The organism is Pseudoflavonifractor capillosus (genome assembly GCF_016899775.1).
Taxonomy (GTDB): domain Bacteria; phylum Bacillota; class Clostridia; order Oscillospirales; family Oscillospiraceae; genus Lawsonibacter.
The window spans coordinates 50804-65717 of sequence record NZ_JACJJE010000005.1 but is presented as its reverse complement, the minus strand read 5'-3'; the positions used below and the strand labels follow the sequence as shown (position 1 = coordinate 65717).

Here is a 14914-nt window from a genome sequence, read left to right as displayed (position 1 = left end):
CGCGAGAAACGGAGGTGTCACAGTGCCTAATGGAATTTTAATCATCGACAAGCCCCAGGACTGGACCAGTATGGATGTGTGCGCAAAGCTGAGACGGATCTTATGCGAGCGGCGCATCGGCCACGCGGGCACTCTGGACCCCATGGCCACGGGGGTTCTCCCAGTGTTTGTGGGCCGGGCCACCCGGGCGGTGGAGTTCGCCAGTGAGGGGGAGAAGGAATACCTGGCCGGCCTGCGCCTGGGCCAGGTCACCGACACCCAGGACACCACCGGCACGGTGCTGGAGACCCACCCTGTGGACATCACCCTGGAGGCGCTGGAGGCCGCTCTGGAGCCCTTCCGAGGGGACATTCAGCAGATCCCCCCCATGTACTCCGCCATCAAGATCCAGGGAAAGAAGCTCTATGAGCTGGCCCGAAAGGGCAGAGAGGTGGAGCGGCCCCCCAGGAACATCACCATCCACTCCCTGACGGTGGAGGAGCAGATAAGCGGCGCTGACTTTCTCCTCCGGGTGCGGTGCTCCAAGGGCACCTATGTGCGCACCCTGTGCCACGACATCGGCCGGGCTCTGGGCTGCGGCGGGACTATGTTCTCCCTGCGCCGGACCATGGCCGCCGGGTTTACCCTGGAGCAGTCCCACCCCCTGTCGGAGGTTTTGGAGCACCCGGCCCCGGCCTCCCTGCTGACGCCGGTGGACGCCTACTTCTCCGGCCGGCCAGAGCTGCGCCTCCGCCCCGAGGCGGAAAAAAGGGTGCGCAACGGCGTGTCTTTCCCCCTGCCCGGCACAGAGGACGGGGAGTACCGGGTATACGGCGCCACGGGGGAATTTCTGTCCCTGAGCCGGGTGGAGCGGGGAACCCTGCGGACCATCAAGAGCTTTTTTGAGGTATAAGGCCGATACGGGCCTGTAAAGGAGAGTAATTGGTTTTGAAGAAAAGCAAACGTGTCATTGCCCTGGGCTTCTTCGACGGAGTCCACCGGGGCCACGGGGCCCTGCTGGAGCGGGTCGTGGAGAAGTCCAGAGAACTGGGGGCGGTGGCCTCCGCCTTCACCTTCGACCGCAGCCCCACCGCCGCCATCACCGGCCAGGTGGTCCCCCTGCTCAGTTCGGTGGAGGACCGGGCGTGGCTCATGCGCACCTGCTATGGCATTCAGGAGGTCATCGTCTCCAGCTTTGACGGCATGATGCGCATGGAATGGCGGGATTTTATCACCCAGTACCTGGTGAAGGAGCTGGGCGTGGTCCATGTGGTGGCGGGACACGACTTCCACTTCGGCTACATGGGCAAGGGAAATCCCCAGCGGCTCCAGGAGGCCTGCGCCCAGCTGGGGATTGGCTGTGACATCATCGGCAAGGTGGAGCTGGAGGACATCACCATCTCCTCCACCTATATCCGAACCCTCATTGCCCAGGGGGAGATGGACCGGGCGGTGGAGTTTCTGGGCCATCCCCACGTGCTCACCAACCGGGTCACCCACGGGAAGAAAATCGGCAGCTCCTCCCTGGGCTTCCCCACGGTGAACCTCCAGATTCCCTCCCCGGTAATCATCCCCGCCTTCGGAGTGTACGCCACACAGGTCTCGGTGGCCGGACAGCGCTATGCCGCCGTCACCAATGTGGGGGTGCGGCCCACCGTGGAGGACAACGACGGCCGGGTGACGGTGGAGGGGTTCATTCTGGACTTCTCCGGGGACCTGTACGGCCAGGAGCTGCGGATGGAGTTCTACCACCACATCCGGGAGGAGCGCAAATTCTCCTCCTTCCAGGCCCTCTCCGACGAGATCCGCCGCAACGCCCAGCAGACCCGGGACTACTTCCAGGCGGTCCCCCCGCTCCCCATCCCCTGACACAGCGGAAAGGAGATTCCTCTATGCGCCACCATGCGGACTCCATGCGGTATGACCGGATGTATACGCTGCTCTGGATCTACGCCGCCGCCCTGGCCCTGTTCGGTCTTTTTCTGGGCCCTCTGGATCAGATCCTCCCCGGTCTGGCGACCATTGTTCTCACCGAGGACGCACTGATCACCGACTATGTGCTCATTGCCGGACCGGGGGCCGCTCTGATCAACTCCGCCCTGGTGACCGCCGTCACCCTGGTGATGCTGCGTCTCTCCCACGAGCCGTTCAACGGCTTCTCCCTGGTGGTGGTGGGGCTCATGTCCGGCTTCTCCCTGTTCGGCAAAAATGTCGTCAACATCTGGCCCATCCTGCTGGGCTCCTGGCTCTACGCCAAGCTCCGGCGGGAGCCCTTCGGAAAGTATGTCCCCACCGGCCTGCTCTCCACCGCCCTGGCTCCGGTCATCAGCTACATCGCATTGGACAACGGCTGGGGCACCCCCCTGCTGGGCGGTCTGGTGGGGGTGCTGATCGGCTTTATTTTGCCTCCCCTCTCCGCCTACACCTATAAGATCCAAAACGGCATGAACCTGTATAATGTGGGCTTTGCCTGCGGCCTGCTGGCCTTTATCCTGGTTCCGCTGATCAGCTCCATGGGGGCCTCTCCAGCCACCCGGTACCACTGGGCCGAGGGATATGATCTCCCCCTGGGGCTGGCCCTGGGGATCTTCTGCGCCGTGCTTTTTCTCCTGGGGCTGCTGTGCTCCGGAAGGCCGGCCTGGGCCTCCTGGGCCGGATACCGCCGCCTGCTGCTCACCAGCGGGCGGGCCCCCAGCGACTATCTGCGCATGTTCGGCGCCGGCCCGGTGCTGATCAACATGGGAATCAACGGCCTCATCGGCATCGCCTTTATCCTGGGCGGAGGCGGCGACCTGAACGGCCCCACGGTGGGGGGCATTCTCACCATCATGGGCTTTTCCGCCTTCGGCAAGCACGCCCGGAATATCATCCCTGTGATGGCCGGGGTCTTTCTGGGGGGCGTGGTGATGCACTGGTCCCTGAGCGACTCCGCCGTTCAGCTGGCCTGTCTGTTCTGCACCACCCTGGCCCCCATCTCGGGCTACTTCGGCTGGCCCTTTGGGGTGCTGGCCGGATTTCTCCACTCCTCGGTGGTGCTCTATACCGGCACGCCGGTGGCTGGAATGAACCTCTACAACAACGGCTTTTCCGGGGGGCTGGTGGCCATTGTCCTCTACCCCCTGATCATCGACATTTTCCGGCACCGCAGGCCCACGCTCACCGACCGGGACTACTTCGACCCGGTGGAGCACGACGAGCCCCTTCCGCCCCCGGACCGCCAGGAGATGACCGAGGAGCGGGATCACTGACCGCAGTGTCCCCGCTCCCGAATTCTTAACGTTACTTTAGCGTTTCCCTCTCCTTCATTTATACCTGTTTAATCTTTCCGCTGTTATAATAGGAACCGTAAAGAGGATTTCTTACGGGTCCTGGACAGATTTGAGGTTTGTCCCGGGCGCCATTCTCTCCCGCGGCGTGCTGATCACGGTCCTCTCTCTCCTGACCGTATTCAAGTCCTCCACGCCCGGTTTACCGCCTCCCCTCCGCCAAGGGGAGGCGGTTTTTTCTATGCAAAAAAACTTTAAGATGCCCGCTGCTCTTGTTTCTGATCGCGGTGCGCCAAAGCGCATGAAGTTTTATTTCGGCGGGTCCAGTATCTGCCGCAGCCGGTCCACCGCCCGCCGTTCCAGCCGGGAGACCTGCACCTGTGACACCCCCAGCACCTTGGCCGACTGGGTCTGGGTCAGCCCCTTGTAGTACCGCAGCAGCAGCACCTGGCGCTCCCGCTCCGGCAGCTCCTCCAGGGCGGAGCGCAGGGACAGCCGCTCAATGAGTCCCTCCTCCATGCCGCCGCTGGTGAGCATCCCCTCCAGGGTCAGCCCCCCTTCCCCCGTCTCCGTCTGGAGGGAGATCACCGGCTCGGCGGCGGTCTCCGCCGCGGCGATCTCCTCGGGGGTCAGGCCGGTGGCCTCCGCCAGCTCGGACAGGGCGGGCTCCCGCCCCAGCTCTCCGCACAGCCGGGCCCGGACCCCCCGGAGAGAGATGCTCCGCTCCTTCAGCCCCCGGCTCACCTTCACCGCCCCGTCGTCCCGAAGAAATCGGCGGATCTCCCCGGCGATCTTGGGCACCGCGTAGGTGGAGAACTGGGTGCCGAAGGCGGGGTCAAAGCCCCGCACCGCCTTGAGGAAACCCAGGCAGCCCAGCTGGTACAGGTCGTCCGGCTCCACCCCCCGGCCATAGTACCGGCGCACCACGGACCAGATAAGGCCGTTGTTCTCCTCCAGCACCTGCTCACAGGCCCGGTTGTCCCCGTTCCTGGCGGCCTCCAGCAGCTCCGGGGCGGTGGGTGTCCCATTCATCCCGACACCCGGCGGGCGATCTGCCGCCGCATGGTCACCGTGGTCCCCTTTCCCGGGGCGGAGCGCACCTTCAGGGAGTCCATGAAGCTCTCCATAATGGTGAAGCCCATGCCGGAGCGCTCCTCGCTGCCGGTGGTAAACAGGGGGGTGCGGGCCTGCTCCACGTCGGCGATGCCCACCCCCCAGTCCCGCACCACAATCTCCAGCACCTGGTTCTCCCGCCGGCGCAGCTTCATCACCACCCGGCCGATCCGATCGGGATAGGCGTGGACAATGGCGTTGGTCACCGCCTCGCTGACGGCGGTCTTGATGTCGTTGACCTCCTCCAGGGTGGGGTCCAGCTGGGCGGCGAAGCAGGCCGCCGCCGCCCGGGCGAACCCCTCGTTGGCGGAGCGGCTGGGGAACTCCAGGGTGACATAATTTTCCGCGTTCATATGTAAAACCTCCTTACTGGGGCGCAGTTTCATCGCAGCGCAGGCGCGCCGAGCGTACAGCAAGCATTTTATTTGACATCGGGCTCAAACGGGACCAGCTTGTCCAGGCCGGCGGCCTGAAACACCCGTCTGGCCTGCTCTGGGGCGTTGACCACCGCCATGCTCCCCTGGAGCTGCCGCATCCGCCGGAAGGTGCGCAGCACCACGGCGATGCCGGAGCTGTCGGTAAAGGTCAGCCCGGCCAGGTCCAGGGTCAGCTTCCGGGGCAGTGCGGCGTCGATCTGCCGGTCCAGCTCCTCCATCACCTCCCGGGCCCGGTGGTGGTCCAGCTCCCCGGACAGGGACGCGGTGAGGCAGCGGTTTTCCTCCATACAGGTCACGGACATACGCGCTCTCCCTTCCAGGCGCCTCTCCAGACGGAGGACGCCCAAATTCTGGATAGACTCATTATAGGACAGGCTCTCCGTCAGATTCGGCTGTTTCCTGTCGGGGCCCCAGATTTCTGTTCCGGGCCACCTATTTCTTTTTGTTTATGAAAAACCGCCGGATCATGCATTTTACAAATGCTGTTTTTTCGGGTATGATAGTAGCATCCGGTCGTTTTTTCCCGCTTCCGGAGCTCAATCCCGAGGAGGTCCTGCCTGTGTCCAAACATGTCCATCTCACCTCCGGTCCCATCACCGGACAGCTGATCCGGCTGTGCCTCCCCCTGCTGGCGGCCAATGTGCTCCAGCAGCTGTACAACATCATCAACTCTCTGGTGGTCACCTACTACATCGGCGGGGACGCCTTCGCCGCCCTGGGGGTGGCAGAGAGCGTGATGAATCTGTTTATCTATGTGATCACCGGAGCCTGTATGGGCTCCTCCGTGCTGGTGGCCCGATTTTTCGGGGAGGAGAACTTCCCCCGCCTGCGCCAGCAGCTCTTTGTCTCCGGCGTGCTCATCGGAGGGACCGTGCTGGCGGCGGTGAGTCTGACCCTTCTGTTTTTAAACCCGCTGCTGGTCCTGATCCAGACGCCCCCCGAGCTGATGGGCTACGTCACCGACTACCTGCGGATCATCCTGGTTGGAATGGTCTTTACCTTCGCCTATAACTACCTGGCCGCCACCCTGCGGGCCATCGGCAACACCCAGGCGGCCCTGTTCTTCCTGCTCATCTCCCTGGGGTACAACCTGGGGGCGGCCTGGGTGCTGGTGGCCCAGCTGGGGCTGGGCATCCAGGGGACCGCCCTGGCCACCTCCAGCGCCCAGCTCCTCTCCGCCCTGCTGTGTCTGGTGTATATCCGGAAAAAGCAGCCTTTTTTGATGATCCAGCGCTCCGACATGCGCATGGACCCCACGCTGATGCGCCTCACCGCCAGCTATGGCGCGGTGGCCGCCCTCCAGCAGTCCAGCCTCTACCTGGGCAAGCTCATCGTACAGAGCGCCGTCAACGGCATCAGCACCGCCGCCATCTCCGCCTTCACCGCCACCACCCGCGTGGAGAACTTCAGCCAGGCCTTCGGCATCAGCGGCTGCGAGGCCATCGCCATCTTTGTGGCCCAGAACCAGGGGGCAAAAAAACACCGCCGGGCTCTGGACGGCTTCCGGAACGGAGCTGTCATGGTGGTGGGGATCGGCGTGGTATTCTCCCTCCTGCTGACCTTCGGGGGGCACGCCCTGGTGACCCCCTTCCTGGACGGGGACGGGGCGAGCATCGCCCTGGGCGCCTCGTATCTGCTCTGGATGGGGCCCTTCTATTTCCTGTCCTTCATCGGCCACTCCTATGTGGGCCACTACCGGGGCATCGGCCGGATGAACGTCACCTTCATCGGCACCACCCTCCAGATCGCCGTCCGGGTCATCGGAACCTACGCCCTGGTGGGCCTGCTGGGCCTGAACGCGGTGGCCCTGGCCACCGGCCTGGGCTGGGTGGTCATCGTCCTATTCCACTCCACCGTCTTTGCCCTGGAGCTCAAAGGGATCGGCTACCGCCTCCCCACCCGGGACGAAGCATAAAAATACGGCTCGGACCTTTTGGGTCCGAGCCGTATTTGCATTTGATTTTGTTATGAAAGGCTGTATCCGCCCCGGACCAGCACCTTTACCGTGCTGCCCCCGGCGGTGATGTAGTGGTCGGTCATGGTAGCCATGTACAGGTGGTTCTGCACCAGCCCTTCGCCGCTGTTCAGGTTACCGCCGGTGGTCACGTCCACCAGGGCCGGGTTCACCGCCGCCCCCGCGGCGGCACTGCCCACCCGGAGCATCACCTCGGCCCCCAGGTCCAGGTTCATCCGCTGTCCGGGGTTGAGGGTGACCACCGTGTAGGAGGCACTGGTCCCCCCTCCGCCCTGGGCGGCGATCTGATTGAACTGAGTGGTGAGTTCCGCCTGGCGGGTCTCGGCGCTGGCCTCCACGTCCTGCTTCAGCTTGGGGAGCACCGTCTCGTTGAGATAGCTCAGGGTCACCAGGGGGTCGCTCTCGCTCCCCGCCCCCGCTGCCAGAGCCACTCCGGTGCCCAGGCACAGGGCGGTCAGGCAGAAGGCCCCCACGCGGATCTTCCAGTTGTGTGTTTGTTTCATCCTCTGTACTCCTTTGGGCCGCGCCCGTTTATCGTTATGTAAACCGCCCCGTGAGAGGCGGCCGCCCGGGTTACACCATGGTCTCCGGGTGGAGGCCAAAGCTAACCGCGATGGCGTTGTCTACTTTTTTCATGACTGTATCGTCCAGCTTGCCCATGTGCTCCCGCAGGCGGCGCTTATCCAGGGTGCGGATCTGCTCCAGAAGGATGATGGAGTCCTTGGGCAGTCCGCAGCTCAGGGCCGATAGGGAGATATGGGTGGGAAGCCGGGCTTTTCCGGTCTGAGAGGTGATGGCCGCCGCGATGACGGTGGGACTGTGCCGGTTTCCCGTGTCATTCTGCACGATGAGCACCGGCCGCACGCCCCCCTGCTCACTGCCCACCACCGGGCTGAGGTCGGCGTAAAAAATATCGCCTCGTCTTACGCTGTTGTCCACACACTTTCACACTCCGCTGGAAAATAGTACGCGTTACGAGGCCACAGAGGTCTTATGTAACGCTGTACTAGGATTTTCCCACGGGTCGTCGGGGATTATACGCCGCCGGAGCGGAAAATTCTCCCTGCGCTCCTCCCCTGCCGCAGGCAAACGGCCTGCCGCTCCAGCGCATTCTATGTGCGTTCGACGGAATGTGTGCCGCCCCTAGCCCGCCTGATTTGATGGGCTTACCGACGCTCCAGATACACCCGGGGCACTCGGGGGCTGACGGCGCACAGCAGTTCATAGGGGATGGTGCCCGCCAGCTGGGCGGCCCGCTCCAGCAGGGGGCCGTCGTACACCACGGCGGTGTCCCCGGCCTGGACGCCGGGCACGTCGGTCACGTCCACCATGCACATGTCCATGCACACCCGGCCCACAATGGGGCACTCCGCCCCGTGAATTTTCATGGTCATCCGGTTGGACAGGCTTCTGGGGTAGCCGTCCCCGTAGCCGATGGGCACCACCGCCAGCAGAGAGTCCCGTTCCAGCCGGGCGGTGCGGCCATAGCTCACATAGGTGCCCTTGGGCAGGGCGCGGACGGCGGAGATGCGGCTCTTCACCGTCATCACCGGCTCCAGGCCGGGGCCGTCCAGTCCCTTCAGCTCCTGGGCCGGGTAGTAGCCGTACAGGGCGATCCCCGGCCGCACCATGTCCAGGTGGGTACAGGGATAGTTTAGCACAGCGGCGCTGGAGGCACAATGGCAAATTTTAAAAGTGATCCCCCGGGCCTCCAGGGCGGCCTTGGCGTCCAGGAATTTGGTAAACTGCCCCATGGTGTACTCCTCACTGCCGTCGGCGTCGGAGAAGTGGGTGAACAGCCCCTCCGCCTCCAGGCCGGGAAGGCGGCACAGCCGGGCCATTTCATCGGCTGTCTCGTCTGCCCGGTCCGCCTCCCAGAAGAAGCCCAGGCGGCTCATGCCCGTGTCCAGCTTCACATGGATGATCAGGGTCTCCCCCGCCCTCTGGGCGGCGGCGGACAGCTTCTCACCCGTCTCCAGGTCCTCCACCATCTGGGTGATGTGGTGCTCCAGCAGCAGGGGGTAGCACTCCTCCGGGGTCTCCCCCAGGCACAGGATGGGAGCGGTGACGCCGCTGCGGCGCAGCTCCACGGCCTCGCTGACACAGGCCACCGCCAGCATCTCGGCCCCCAGCTCCTCCAGCTCCTTGCCGATCACCGCCGCCCCGTGGCCGTAGGCGTTGGCCTTACACAATCCCAAAAACCGGCACCCCGGGGCCAGCATGGCCCGGAGGGTCCGGTAGTTGTGCTCCAGGGCGGACAGATCAATCTCCGCCCAGGTTCTCATCTTTGTGGTATCCAAAGCTCCTCGCTTCCTCTCTATGATCCTATGGTAAATTCTGAAATGGTGCACCGGATGACCCGCAGGCCGTCCACGCTGATCTCCCCCTCCACCAGGGCGTGGGTGTCCGGGTCAAACCAGAGGGTGGTCTCCCGCCCCTCCCCCGGCGGCTGGTCCGGGTCGGCATACCGCACCCGTAAAAAGGTCCTCTGCTCCCCCTCCTCCAGGGTACACTCGGCCATATAGCCGGACCGGGCCGCCTCCAGCAGTTGGGGCAGGGCGGACATGGGGGACAGGTCCTCCCCGTCCAGGGAGCCGGTCTCCAGAATCAGGCCGTCGTACTCCAGCGCGCCCTCCTCCCCGGTAATCCGGGCGGTGAGGCCCGCCGCCCACTCGGGCTCCGTCAGGGTGAGGACGGTCTCCTCCCCGCTGACCGCGGCGGTGAGGGCGAAGTCATAGACCCGCTCGCCGTAGTCCGCGGTGACGTCCATGCTGGCGCTCAGGCTCTCCAGGGCCAGGTACTCCCCCCGGATGGTCAGGGCCAGCTCCTCCGCCTGGTTTTGCTCCTCCATCCCGCCGCAGGAGGGGAGCAGCAGGAGGGAGAGTATCATTGGTGCGAAAATGATGGATTTTCGCACGAGGTTCTTCCTTTCTGATTTTGATTACAGGGAATTTCACCACATTTTAGGGGCCTGTTTACACTCTGTAGGGCGCGACGACTCGGCGCGCCGCTTCGGGGCTTTCCGCAGGGGTGTTTCGCCGCCTGCGGGCGGCGACCTTCTTTTTCCATGGCGAAAAAGAAGGCAAAACGCCACCGGGGACGCGTCCGATGGGCTACGGCTCCGCTTTGCTCCGCCTAGGCCCATAGGTCGCTTTCCCCGGACCCCATTACGGGGGACGCCCTCCTGGAAGTTGGTGCGTCATTTCCGGCGCGCAAAATCTGAGTGGCACCCTAAATTCCTGCCGGGCCACTGGGCCCTGGGTCTGCAAAATTTAAAATCGCTGCGGTTTAAGAACAGCGCCTGGCTTTGCCGAGTCAACGCGTCCGTTTCCGCCGTAGGGGCGCACATTGTGCGCCCGCTAAGCCTTCCCCTTGGGGGGAAGGTGCCCCAGTGCGCACACTGGGGCGGATGAGGGGGCAGGTCTAGGACCTTTTGTAGGGGCGGCCCCATGTGGCCGCCTGTTCCCAGTGGGTTGTGGCACTTTGTAGGGCGGGGGCTGAAGGTGAATTGCCCCGAAAGGGCAAGAGAGGCCACCCTGGTGTGTGCCCCCGCCGCCGGACGCGGGATTGTGTCATAGGGCGCCCCCTCCCGGACACGCCGCCCGCCTACTGCTCCCGTTCCTTCAGGGTTTCCGGAATACACCCGATCAAATCCTCCGGCGTCATGCCGTATTCCCCGAACTTCTGGGCCGCTCTATCTCCGGATAAGCCGTGGAGGTACACCGCCGCGGCGGTTAGGGCTGCCGGAGACCCAAACTCCAACTGCTTCTGCCCCAGGAACGAGGTGATCAGCCCTGCCAGCACGTCCCCGCTGCCCCCCTTGGCCATGCCCGGGTTGCCGCTGGTGTTGATCCAGGCCCGGCCGTCCGGGGCTGCGGTGATGGTCCGGTGGCCCTTGAGCACCAGAATACAGTGGTAGTCCCTGGCAAAGGACTGGGCCGCCTTCAGGCGGTTTTGGATGGGCAGGGCGGTCCCGGTGAGCCGGGCAAACTCCCCGTCGTGGGGGGTGAGCACGGTGAGGGCCTTCCGCCTGTCCAGTATATCCATATGCCCCGCCAGGGCATTTATGCCGTCGGCGTCCAGCACCACGGGAATTTCCAAATCCTCCAGCAGCGCGCGGACCAGCTTTTCCGTCTTGGGCGCTCTCCCCAGGCCGGGGCCGATGAGGGCCGCGTCACAGGAGCGGGCCTTCTCCAGGATCTCCCCGTACCGCTCCGGCAGGGGGAAGGGCATGGCCGAGGAGCACTTCACCGCCACGATGGGGTAGATCTCCCTGGGCACCCCCAAAAAGACCAGCCCCGCCCCGCTGCGCACCGCGGCGGAGGCCGCCAGCACCGGCGCGCCGGTGTACCCCTCACTCCCCGCCAGAAGGAACAGTTTTCCGTAGTCCCCCTTGTGGGTATTGGGCTTCCGCTTGGGCAGACTCACTCCCGCATCCATGGTCTCCACATGGACGCGGTCCTCTCCACCGTATTGCAGCTCGTCTGGAATCCCGATGTCATAGACCCGAAGTTTTCCCGTATGCTCCGCCCCGTCCCCCAGATAGTGTCCAGGCTTGGCAAAGGTGAAGGTGACGGTCACCCCGGCGCGGACGGCCTCTCCCAGCACCTCCCCGGTGTCCGCGTGGACACCGGATGGGATGTCGCAGGACACCACCCGCCGGAGATCGGGCCGGTCCTGCATCAAGTGGACCGCAAAGAGGAAATCCCCCTCGATGGGCCGGGACAGGCCCACCCCGAACAGGGCGTCCACCAGGCAGTCGCACTGTGACAGCCAGAAGGACTGTTCCTGGTCCCGGGGCCGGTAGTCCTCCAGCGCCCCGCCGGCCTCCTTCAGTTTCTCCTCCATGGCCCGTTCGTCCGGGGTCATCTTGGACCGGTCCCCCACCAGGAAGGCCCGGACCCGGCAGCCCATGCCCATGAGGATGCGGGCAGCGGCCACCCCGTCCCCGCCGTTGTTGCCGGGACCGCACAGCACTCCCACCCAGGGGGCCTTGCTCTTGGCCTTCTCCTCCGCCAGGGCGTTGGCCAGGTTCTGGAGCCGCTCCTGCTCCCTCTGCGCCTCCTTCCGGTCCGCTCCGCCCACCAGGATGGCGATGGGCCCGTCAGCTCCACCAATGACTCCTTCTTCCTCGTCCTCCCGGCCCACCAGACTCCAGACCGCGCCGGCCACCCCCAGGGCGGCCCGCTCCATCAGATCCAGGGACGGGATGCCGTATTCCTCTATGGCCTGCCGGTCCAGCTCCTTCATCTGGGCCGCCGTGGCAACCATCATCGCTCCTCCGCTCCTTTCCAGTCTTTGGGCAGCAGCTCCGACAGTGGGACCAGCTCCACCGCCTGGGCGGCCGCCTCCTTGGAGGGGTAGAGGGCCAGCTCCTGGGCCGGCTCCCACAGCTCCCTCCAGTCCTCCCCCGCCAGCAGGCGGCGGGCAAATTCCTTCATACTGCTCGACACCCGAAAGGGCTCCCCCTCTGGTGTGATATAGTAAACTTCCTCCTCGCCTTGGTTCGACGTTCCAAACCATCCGCCCTCCCGGTCCCGGGCAAAGAGTTCCAGGTGAGGCACCGCAAAAAATGGGAGTTCCGGCTCATCCCGGTCCGAAAAGAAAAAGAAGATGCCGTACCGCTCCTCGATCTCCCCATACTGGGGCATCCTCTCCCGCTCCCGGGCGGACATCACATTGAGGGTGGTCCCGGCGGGGACCACATTGACTTCACTGCTGCTAATGCCAAAGACACCGCTGTTGGGCGAAAGCTCACTCATATCCCAATAAACCGTTTTCACCCGGTCCCACTCCTCCGCTTCTGTTTTTGGGTATTGTACCACACATTCCGCCATTATGGTACCACCCAGGGAACAAAAAAGGAAGGAGCGGCGAATGGAGTTTTCTCTCCGTCGCTCCTTCTTTATGCACGATCCGGCACCTCCGTCTATTCCCGCTCCAGCACAGGGTCAAAGTCCACTGTGTCAGGAAAAATCCCCAGGCTCTCAGCCAGCGGCTGCAAATACTCCGCGCCGCCCTGGCGAAACACCACCGACAGGGTCCCGGTCCCGCTGATACAGTGGTCCAGTGGAATGGTCAGCACAGCGGAATACAGATTGGGGACCCCGGGGGCCGCCTGGCCCTCTGCCCGGATGGGATCGATTCCCTCGTCGGAGAATACAAACTCCACCTCCATGGGCTCCTCCTCCCGGTTCTGGGTGAGCATGACCTCCACCGGCACATCCAGGGACGGCATCTCGCTGTACGCCTCCACCACAGTGTCCCCCTGCCCCGGCCGGATCTCCCAGCGGGCCACCAGGTCCGCCGGGTCCAATGTAGAGACAGTTTCCAACTGGTTCACACGCAGCTCCAGCCGGGTAATACGATCGTTGAGTTGCCCCGCCATCCGCCCGAAGGAAACCGTCATGGCAGTCAGGCCCAGGACCAGGGCTAGGACAGCCAAACCCGGGATCAGCCATGGAGCGGCATGTATTTTCTTTTTCCCAGGCTTTTCCTCTTCGCGCAGCTCAGACCGCGGAGTTTCCTCCGCATTTTCTGCCGCTTGCCCTGCCTCCGGCCCCTCCACCTGGAGCAGCTCATTGAGGGAGAGCCCAAACAGCTTTGACAAGGCAATCAACTTGTCAGTATCCGGCACAGCGGCGTCCGCCTCCCATTTGCTCACTGCCTGGCGGGACACCCCCAGCCTTTCCCCCAGGGCCTCCTGGGACAGCTCCAGCCGGAGGCGGTGCTCTTGAATTCTCTGTCCTAGCGTCATGGCGCTCACTCCCTTCTTCCGCCTCTATCCTACCTCATGGCGGAATATTTGGCAAGCGGCCGGCCCTTACACCCTGTCAACCGGCAGTTGACAGGCGCGTACACCCCATTTTTTCGGCTCCGGCCGGTCCGGCGGCACTTTTTCACTCCGATTCAGGGCGGCTCCAACAAAAAGCGGCGCAGCCACAGGCCGCCGCATCAAACAAAGGCGGAAGGACCTGCCGTTCCCTCTGGACCGGCAGGTCCTTCCGCTAGGTCACAAAAGACATTCAGGACAGCAGGGGTGGCTGAACCTATCCCGCAGAAAAGTCCCTCTGCGACGCCCTCACTGTTTCTCCCATCCGGCCTCTATCTTGCGGAGCAGCTCCTCAAAGGGGCGCAGGCCGCTGAGGGCGTCGTAGGCCTTCACGCAGCTGGCCCCCGTGGCCGCCGCAAGGTGAAGGCAGTCCTCCACGGAATATCCGTCCATCAGCGCCTTCAGGAAGGCGGCGATGCTGGTGTCCCCCGCACCGGTGCCGGAGAGGACCCGCTCCGGTTTATAGCTGCGCTCAAAGAGCTCCCGCGTGCCGTCGGTGTAGTACAGGCCGGGGGCGCCGCACTTGATGAGCAGATTTCGGGCGCCCATGGCCAGGACCTTCCGGGCCATGGGGCGGATATCCTCCTCCCAGTGGAGGACGGCGGTCACATCCCCGCCGCCCGCCCGGGCCAGCCACTCCTGGTACCGCTCCCGGTCGGCCATGAAGCACAGCTCCTCCGCGCTGGGGACAAAGTAGTCCACATAGGGCAGGACGTTTTTGAGAATTTCCTCCCAGTCCGCCCGCGCCGCCTCCGAGTCCGGGTCCACCGCCGCCATATCAAGGGAGGTGGTGAGGCCCAGCCCCTTGACCCGGCGGAAGATCTCTGCCAGCTCCGCCCCGCCGTCTTCGTACATATGCCGCATGATGGGGGGATAGCCGAAGTGGAAGAAGTCCGCCCGGGCAATTTTGGCGAAGTCCAGGTCCCGGGCCCGGAAGGTGTTGTTGGCCCCCGGGTTGTGCAGAAAAATCCGATCGGTGCCCGGCGGGGCAATGACGACGGAGTAGGAGGTACTGCTGTCCTGTGAGACAATCATGCTGCCCTCCTCCACCCCATAGGCGCGCAGGCGGTCCAGGACGATCCGGCCGAACTCGTCGTCCCCCACCTTGCCCATCAGCTCCACATCCGCCCCCAGCAGCTTCAGGGCCAGGCCGGTGTTGGCCACGGCGCCGCCGGTGTTGATGTTCACGTCCTTCATCTGGACCAGCTTTCCGGGGGTCAGGACCTGGGAGAGGGGCTGCGCCCGCTCCGACTGAAAGACTGGAGTGATGTCCAGGCAGATGTGCCCGGCCACAATGATCGTTCCCGCCATC

The 14914-nt window shown here is 64.3% G+C and carries 15 protein-coding genes; 4 read left to right on the top strand and 11 right to left on the bottom strand.

Annotated elements, in window-relative coordinates:
- Window positions 1–22 precede the first annotated feature (22 nt).
- Genes truB through H6B31_RS02805 form a run of 3 tightly spaced genes read left to right on the top strand, consistent with a single transcriptional unit; the run spans window position 23 to window position 3227 of the window.
- Window positions 23–892, top strand: coding sequence for a tRNA pseudouridine(55) synthase TruB (gene truB, locus H6B31_RS02815; RefSeq protein ID WP_204897110.1), 870 nt, complete (start codon window positions 23–25; stop codon window positions 890–892).
- Window positions 893–927: 35 nt separating this feature from the next.
- A complete protein-coding gene (gene ribF, locus H6B31_RS02810) occupies window positions 928–1848 on the top strand; it encodes a riboflavin biosynthesis protein RibF (protein ID WP_204897109.1) in 921 nt (306 codons plus the stop codon).
- A gap of 23 nt (window positions 1849–1871) precedes the next feature.
- Complete coding sequence (locus H6B31_RS02805) at window positions 1872–3227, top strand: DUF1576 domain-containing protein (protein WP_243418809.1); 1356 nt, start codon at window positions 1872–1874, stop codon at window positions 3225–3227.
- 327 nt (window positions 3228–3554) lie between these two features.
- Here H6B31_RS02805 and H6B31_RS02800 read toward each other — a convergent pair whose 3' ends face one another.
- The 3 genes from H6B31_RS02800 to H6B31_RS02790 form a co-directional block, all read right to left on the bottom strand.
- Complete coding sequence (locus tag H6B31_RS02800; RefSeq protein WP_204897108.1) at window positions 3555–4277, bottom strand: sigma-70 family RNA polymerase sigma factor; 723 nt, start codon at window positions 4275–4277, stop codon at window positions 3555–3557.
- Window positions 4274–4711 (bottom strand): anti-sigma F factor, encoded by a 438-nt coding sequence (gene spoIIAB, locus H6B31_RS02795; RefSeq protein WP_204897107.1) that lies wholly within the window; start codon window positions 4709–4711, stop codon window positions 4274–4276. The genes H6B31_RS02800 and spoIIAB overlap by 4 nt, the downstream gene beginning before the upstream one ends.
- Before the next feature lie 68 nt (window positions 4712–4779).
- Window positions 4780–5097: an STAS domain-containing protein gene (locus H6B31_RS02790; RefSeq protein WP_204897106.1), complete on the bottom strand. Its 318-nt coding sequence runs from the start codon at window positions 5095–5097 to the stop codon at window positions 4780–4782.
- A 257-nt stretch (window positions 5098–5354) separates the two neighbouring features.
- Here H6B31_RS02790 and H6B31_RS02785 point away from each other — a divergent pair, with 257 nt between their 5' ends.
- Window positions 5355–6710 (top strand): MATE family efflux transporter, encoded by a 1356-nt coding sequence (locus H6B31_RS02785; protein ID WP_204897105.1) that lies wholly within the window; start codon window positions 5355–5357, stop codon window positions 6708–6710.
- 50 nt (window positions 6711–6760) lie between these two features.
- On the opposite strand, the gene H6B31_RS02780 is transcribed toward H6B31_RS02785, so the two are convergent.
- The 8 genes from H6B31_RS02780 to H6B31_RS02745 all read right to left on the bottom strand — a co-directional run bounded on the left by H6B31_RS02780 (window position 6761) and on the right by H6B31_RS02745 (window position 14913).
- Window positions 6761–7273 (bottom strand): hypothetical protein, encoded by a 513-nt coding sequence (locus H6B31_RS02780; RefSeq protein WP_191342300.1) that lies wholly within the window; start codon window positions 7271–7273, stop codon window positions 6761–6763.
- A 70-nt stretch (window positions 7274–7343) separates the two neighbouring features.
- Window positions 7344–7709 (bottom strand): type II toxin-antitoxin system PemK/MazF family toxin, encoded by a 366-nt coding sequence (locus tag H6B31_RS02775; RefSeq protein WP_204897104.1) that lies wholly within the window; start codon window positions 7707–7709, stop codon window positions 7344–7346.
- 227 nt (window positions 7710–7936) lie between these two features.
- Window positions 7937–9070 (bottom strand): alanine racemase, encoded by a 1134-nt coding sequence (gene alr, locus H6B31_RS02770; protein ID WP_204897103.1) that lies wholly within the window; start codon window positions 9068–9070, stop codon window positions 7937–7939.
- A 17-nt stretch (window positions 9071–9087) separates the two neighbouring features.
- On the bottom strand, window positions 9088–9660 hold the full coding sequence (locus H6B31_RS02765; protein WP_204897102.1) for a hypothetical protein: 573 nt from the start codon (window positions 9658–9660) through the stop codon (window positions 9088–9090).
- Between the two features lie 716 nt (window positions 9661–10376).
- Entirely contained in the window at window positions 10377–12044 is a 1668-nt protein-coding gene (locus H6B31_RS02760; RefSeq protein WP_204897101.1) for an NAD(P)H-hydrate dehydratase, read from the bottom strand.
- Window positions 12041–12532, bottom strand: coding sequence for a hypothetical protein (locus H6B31_RS02755; protein WP_204897100.1), 492 nt, complete (start codon window positions 12530–12532; stop codon window positions 12041–12043). The genes H6B31_RS02760 and H6B31_RS02755 overlap by 4 nt, the downstream gene beginning before the upstream one ends.
- Window positions 12533–12699: 167 nt before the next feature.
- Window positions 12700–13527 carry a helix-turn-helix transcriptional regulator gene (locus H6B31_RS02750; protein WP_204897099.1) on the bottom strand — a complete coding sequence of 276 codons (828 nt, stop codon included), beginning with the start codon at window positions 13525–13527 and terminating at the stop codon, window positions 12700–12702.
- Between the two features lie 324 nt (window positions 13528–13851).
- Window positions 13852–14913 (bottom strand): carbohydrate kinase family protein, encoded by a 1062-nt coding sequence (locus H6B31_RS02745; RefSeq protein ID WP_204897098.1) that lies wholly within the window; start codon window positions 14911–14913, stop codon window positions 13852–13854.
- Window position 14914: the final 1 nt, after the last annotated feature.

Coding starts and splice junctions, on each gene's coding strand:
- H6B31_RS02800 (WP_204897108.1), bottom strand. CDS start 4,277: ATGAATGGGACACCCACCGCCCCGGAGCTGCTGGAGGCCGCCAGGAAC.
- H6B31_RS02760 (WP_204897101.1), bottom strand. CDS start 12,044: ATGATGGTTGCCACGGCGGCCCAGATGAAGGAGCTGGACCGGCAGGCC.
- spoIIAB (WP_204897107.1), bottom strand. CDS start 4,711: ATGAACGCGGAAAATTATGTCACCCTGGAGTTCCCCAGCCGCTCCGCC.
- H6B31_RS02755 (WP_204897100.1), bottom strand. CDS start 12,532: ATGAGTGAGCTTTCGCCCAACAGCGGTGTCTTTGGCATTAGCAGCAGT.
- H6B31_RS02780 (WP_191342300.1), bottom strand. CDS start 7,273: ATGAAACAAACACACAACTGGAAGATCCGCGTGGGGGCCTTCTGCCTG.
- H6B31_RS02805 (WP_243418809.1), top strand. CDS start 1,872: ATGCGCCACCATGCGGACTCCATGCGGTATGACCGGATGTATACGCTG.
- H6B31_RS02765 (WP_204897102.1), bottom strand. CDS start 9,660: ATGATACTCTCCCTCCTGCTGCTCCCCTCCTGCGGCGGGATGGAGGAG.
- H6B31_RS02745 (WP_204897098.1), bottom strand. CDS start 14,913: ATGGCGGGAACGATCATTGTGGCCGGGCACATCTGCCTGGACATCACT.
- H6B31_RS02750 (WP_204897099.1), bottom strand. CDS start 13,527: ATGACGCTAGGACAGAGAATTCAAGAGCACCGCCTCCGGCTGGAGCTG.
- H6B31_RS02790 (WP_204897106.1), bottom strand. CDS start 5,097: ATGTCCGTGACCTGTATGGAGGAAAACCGCTGCCTCACCGCGTCCCTG.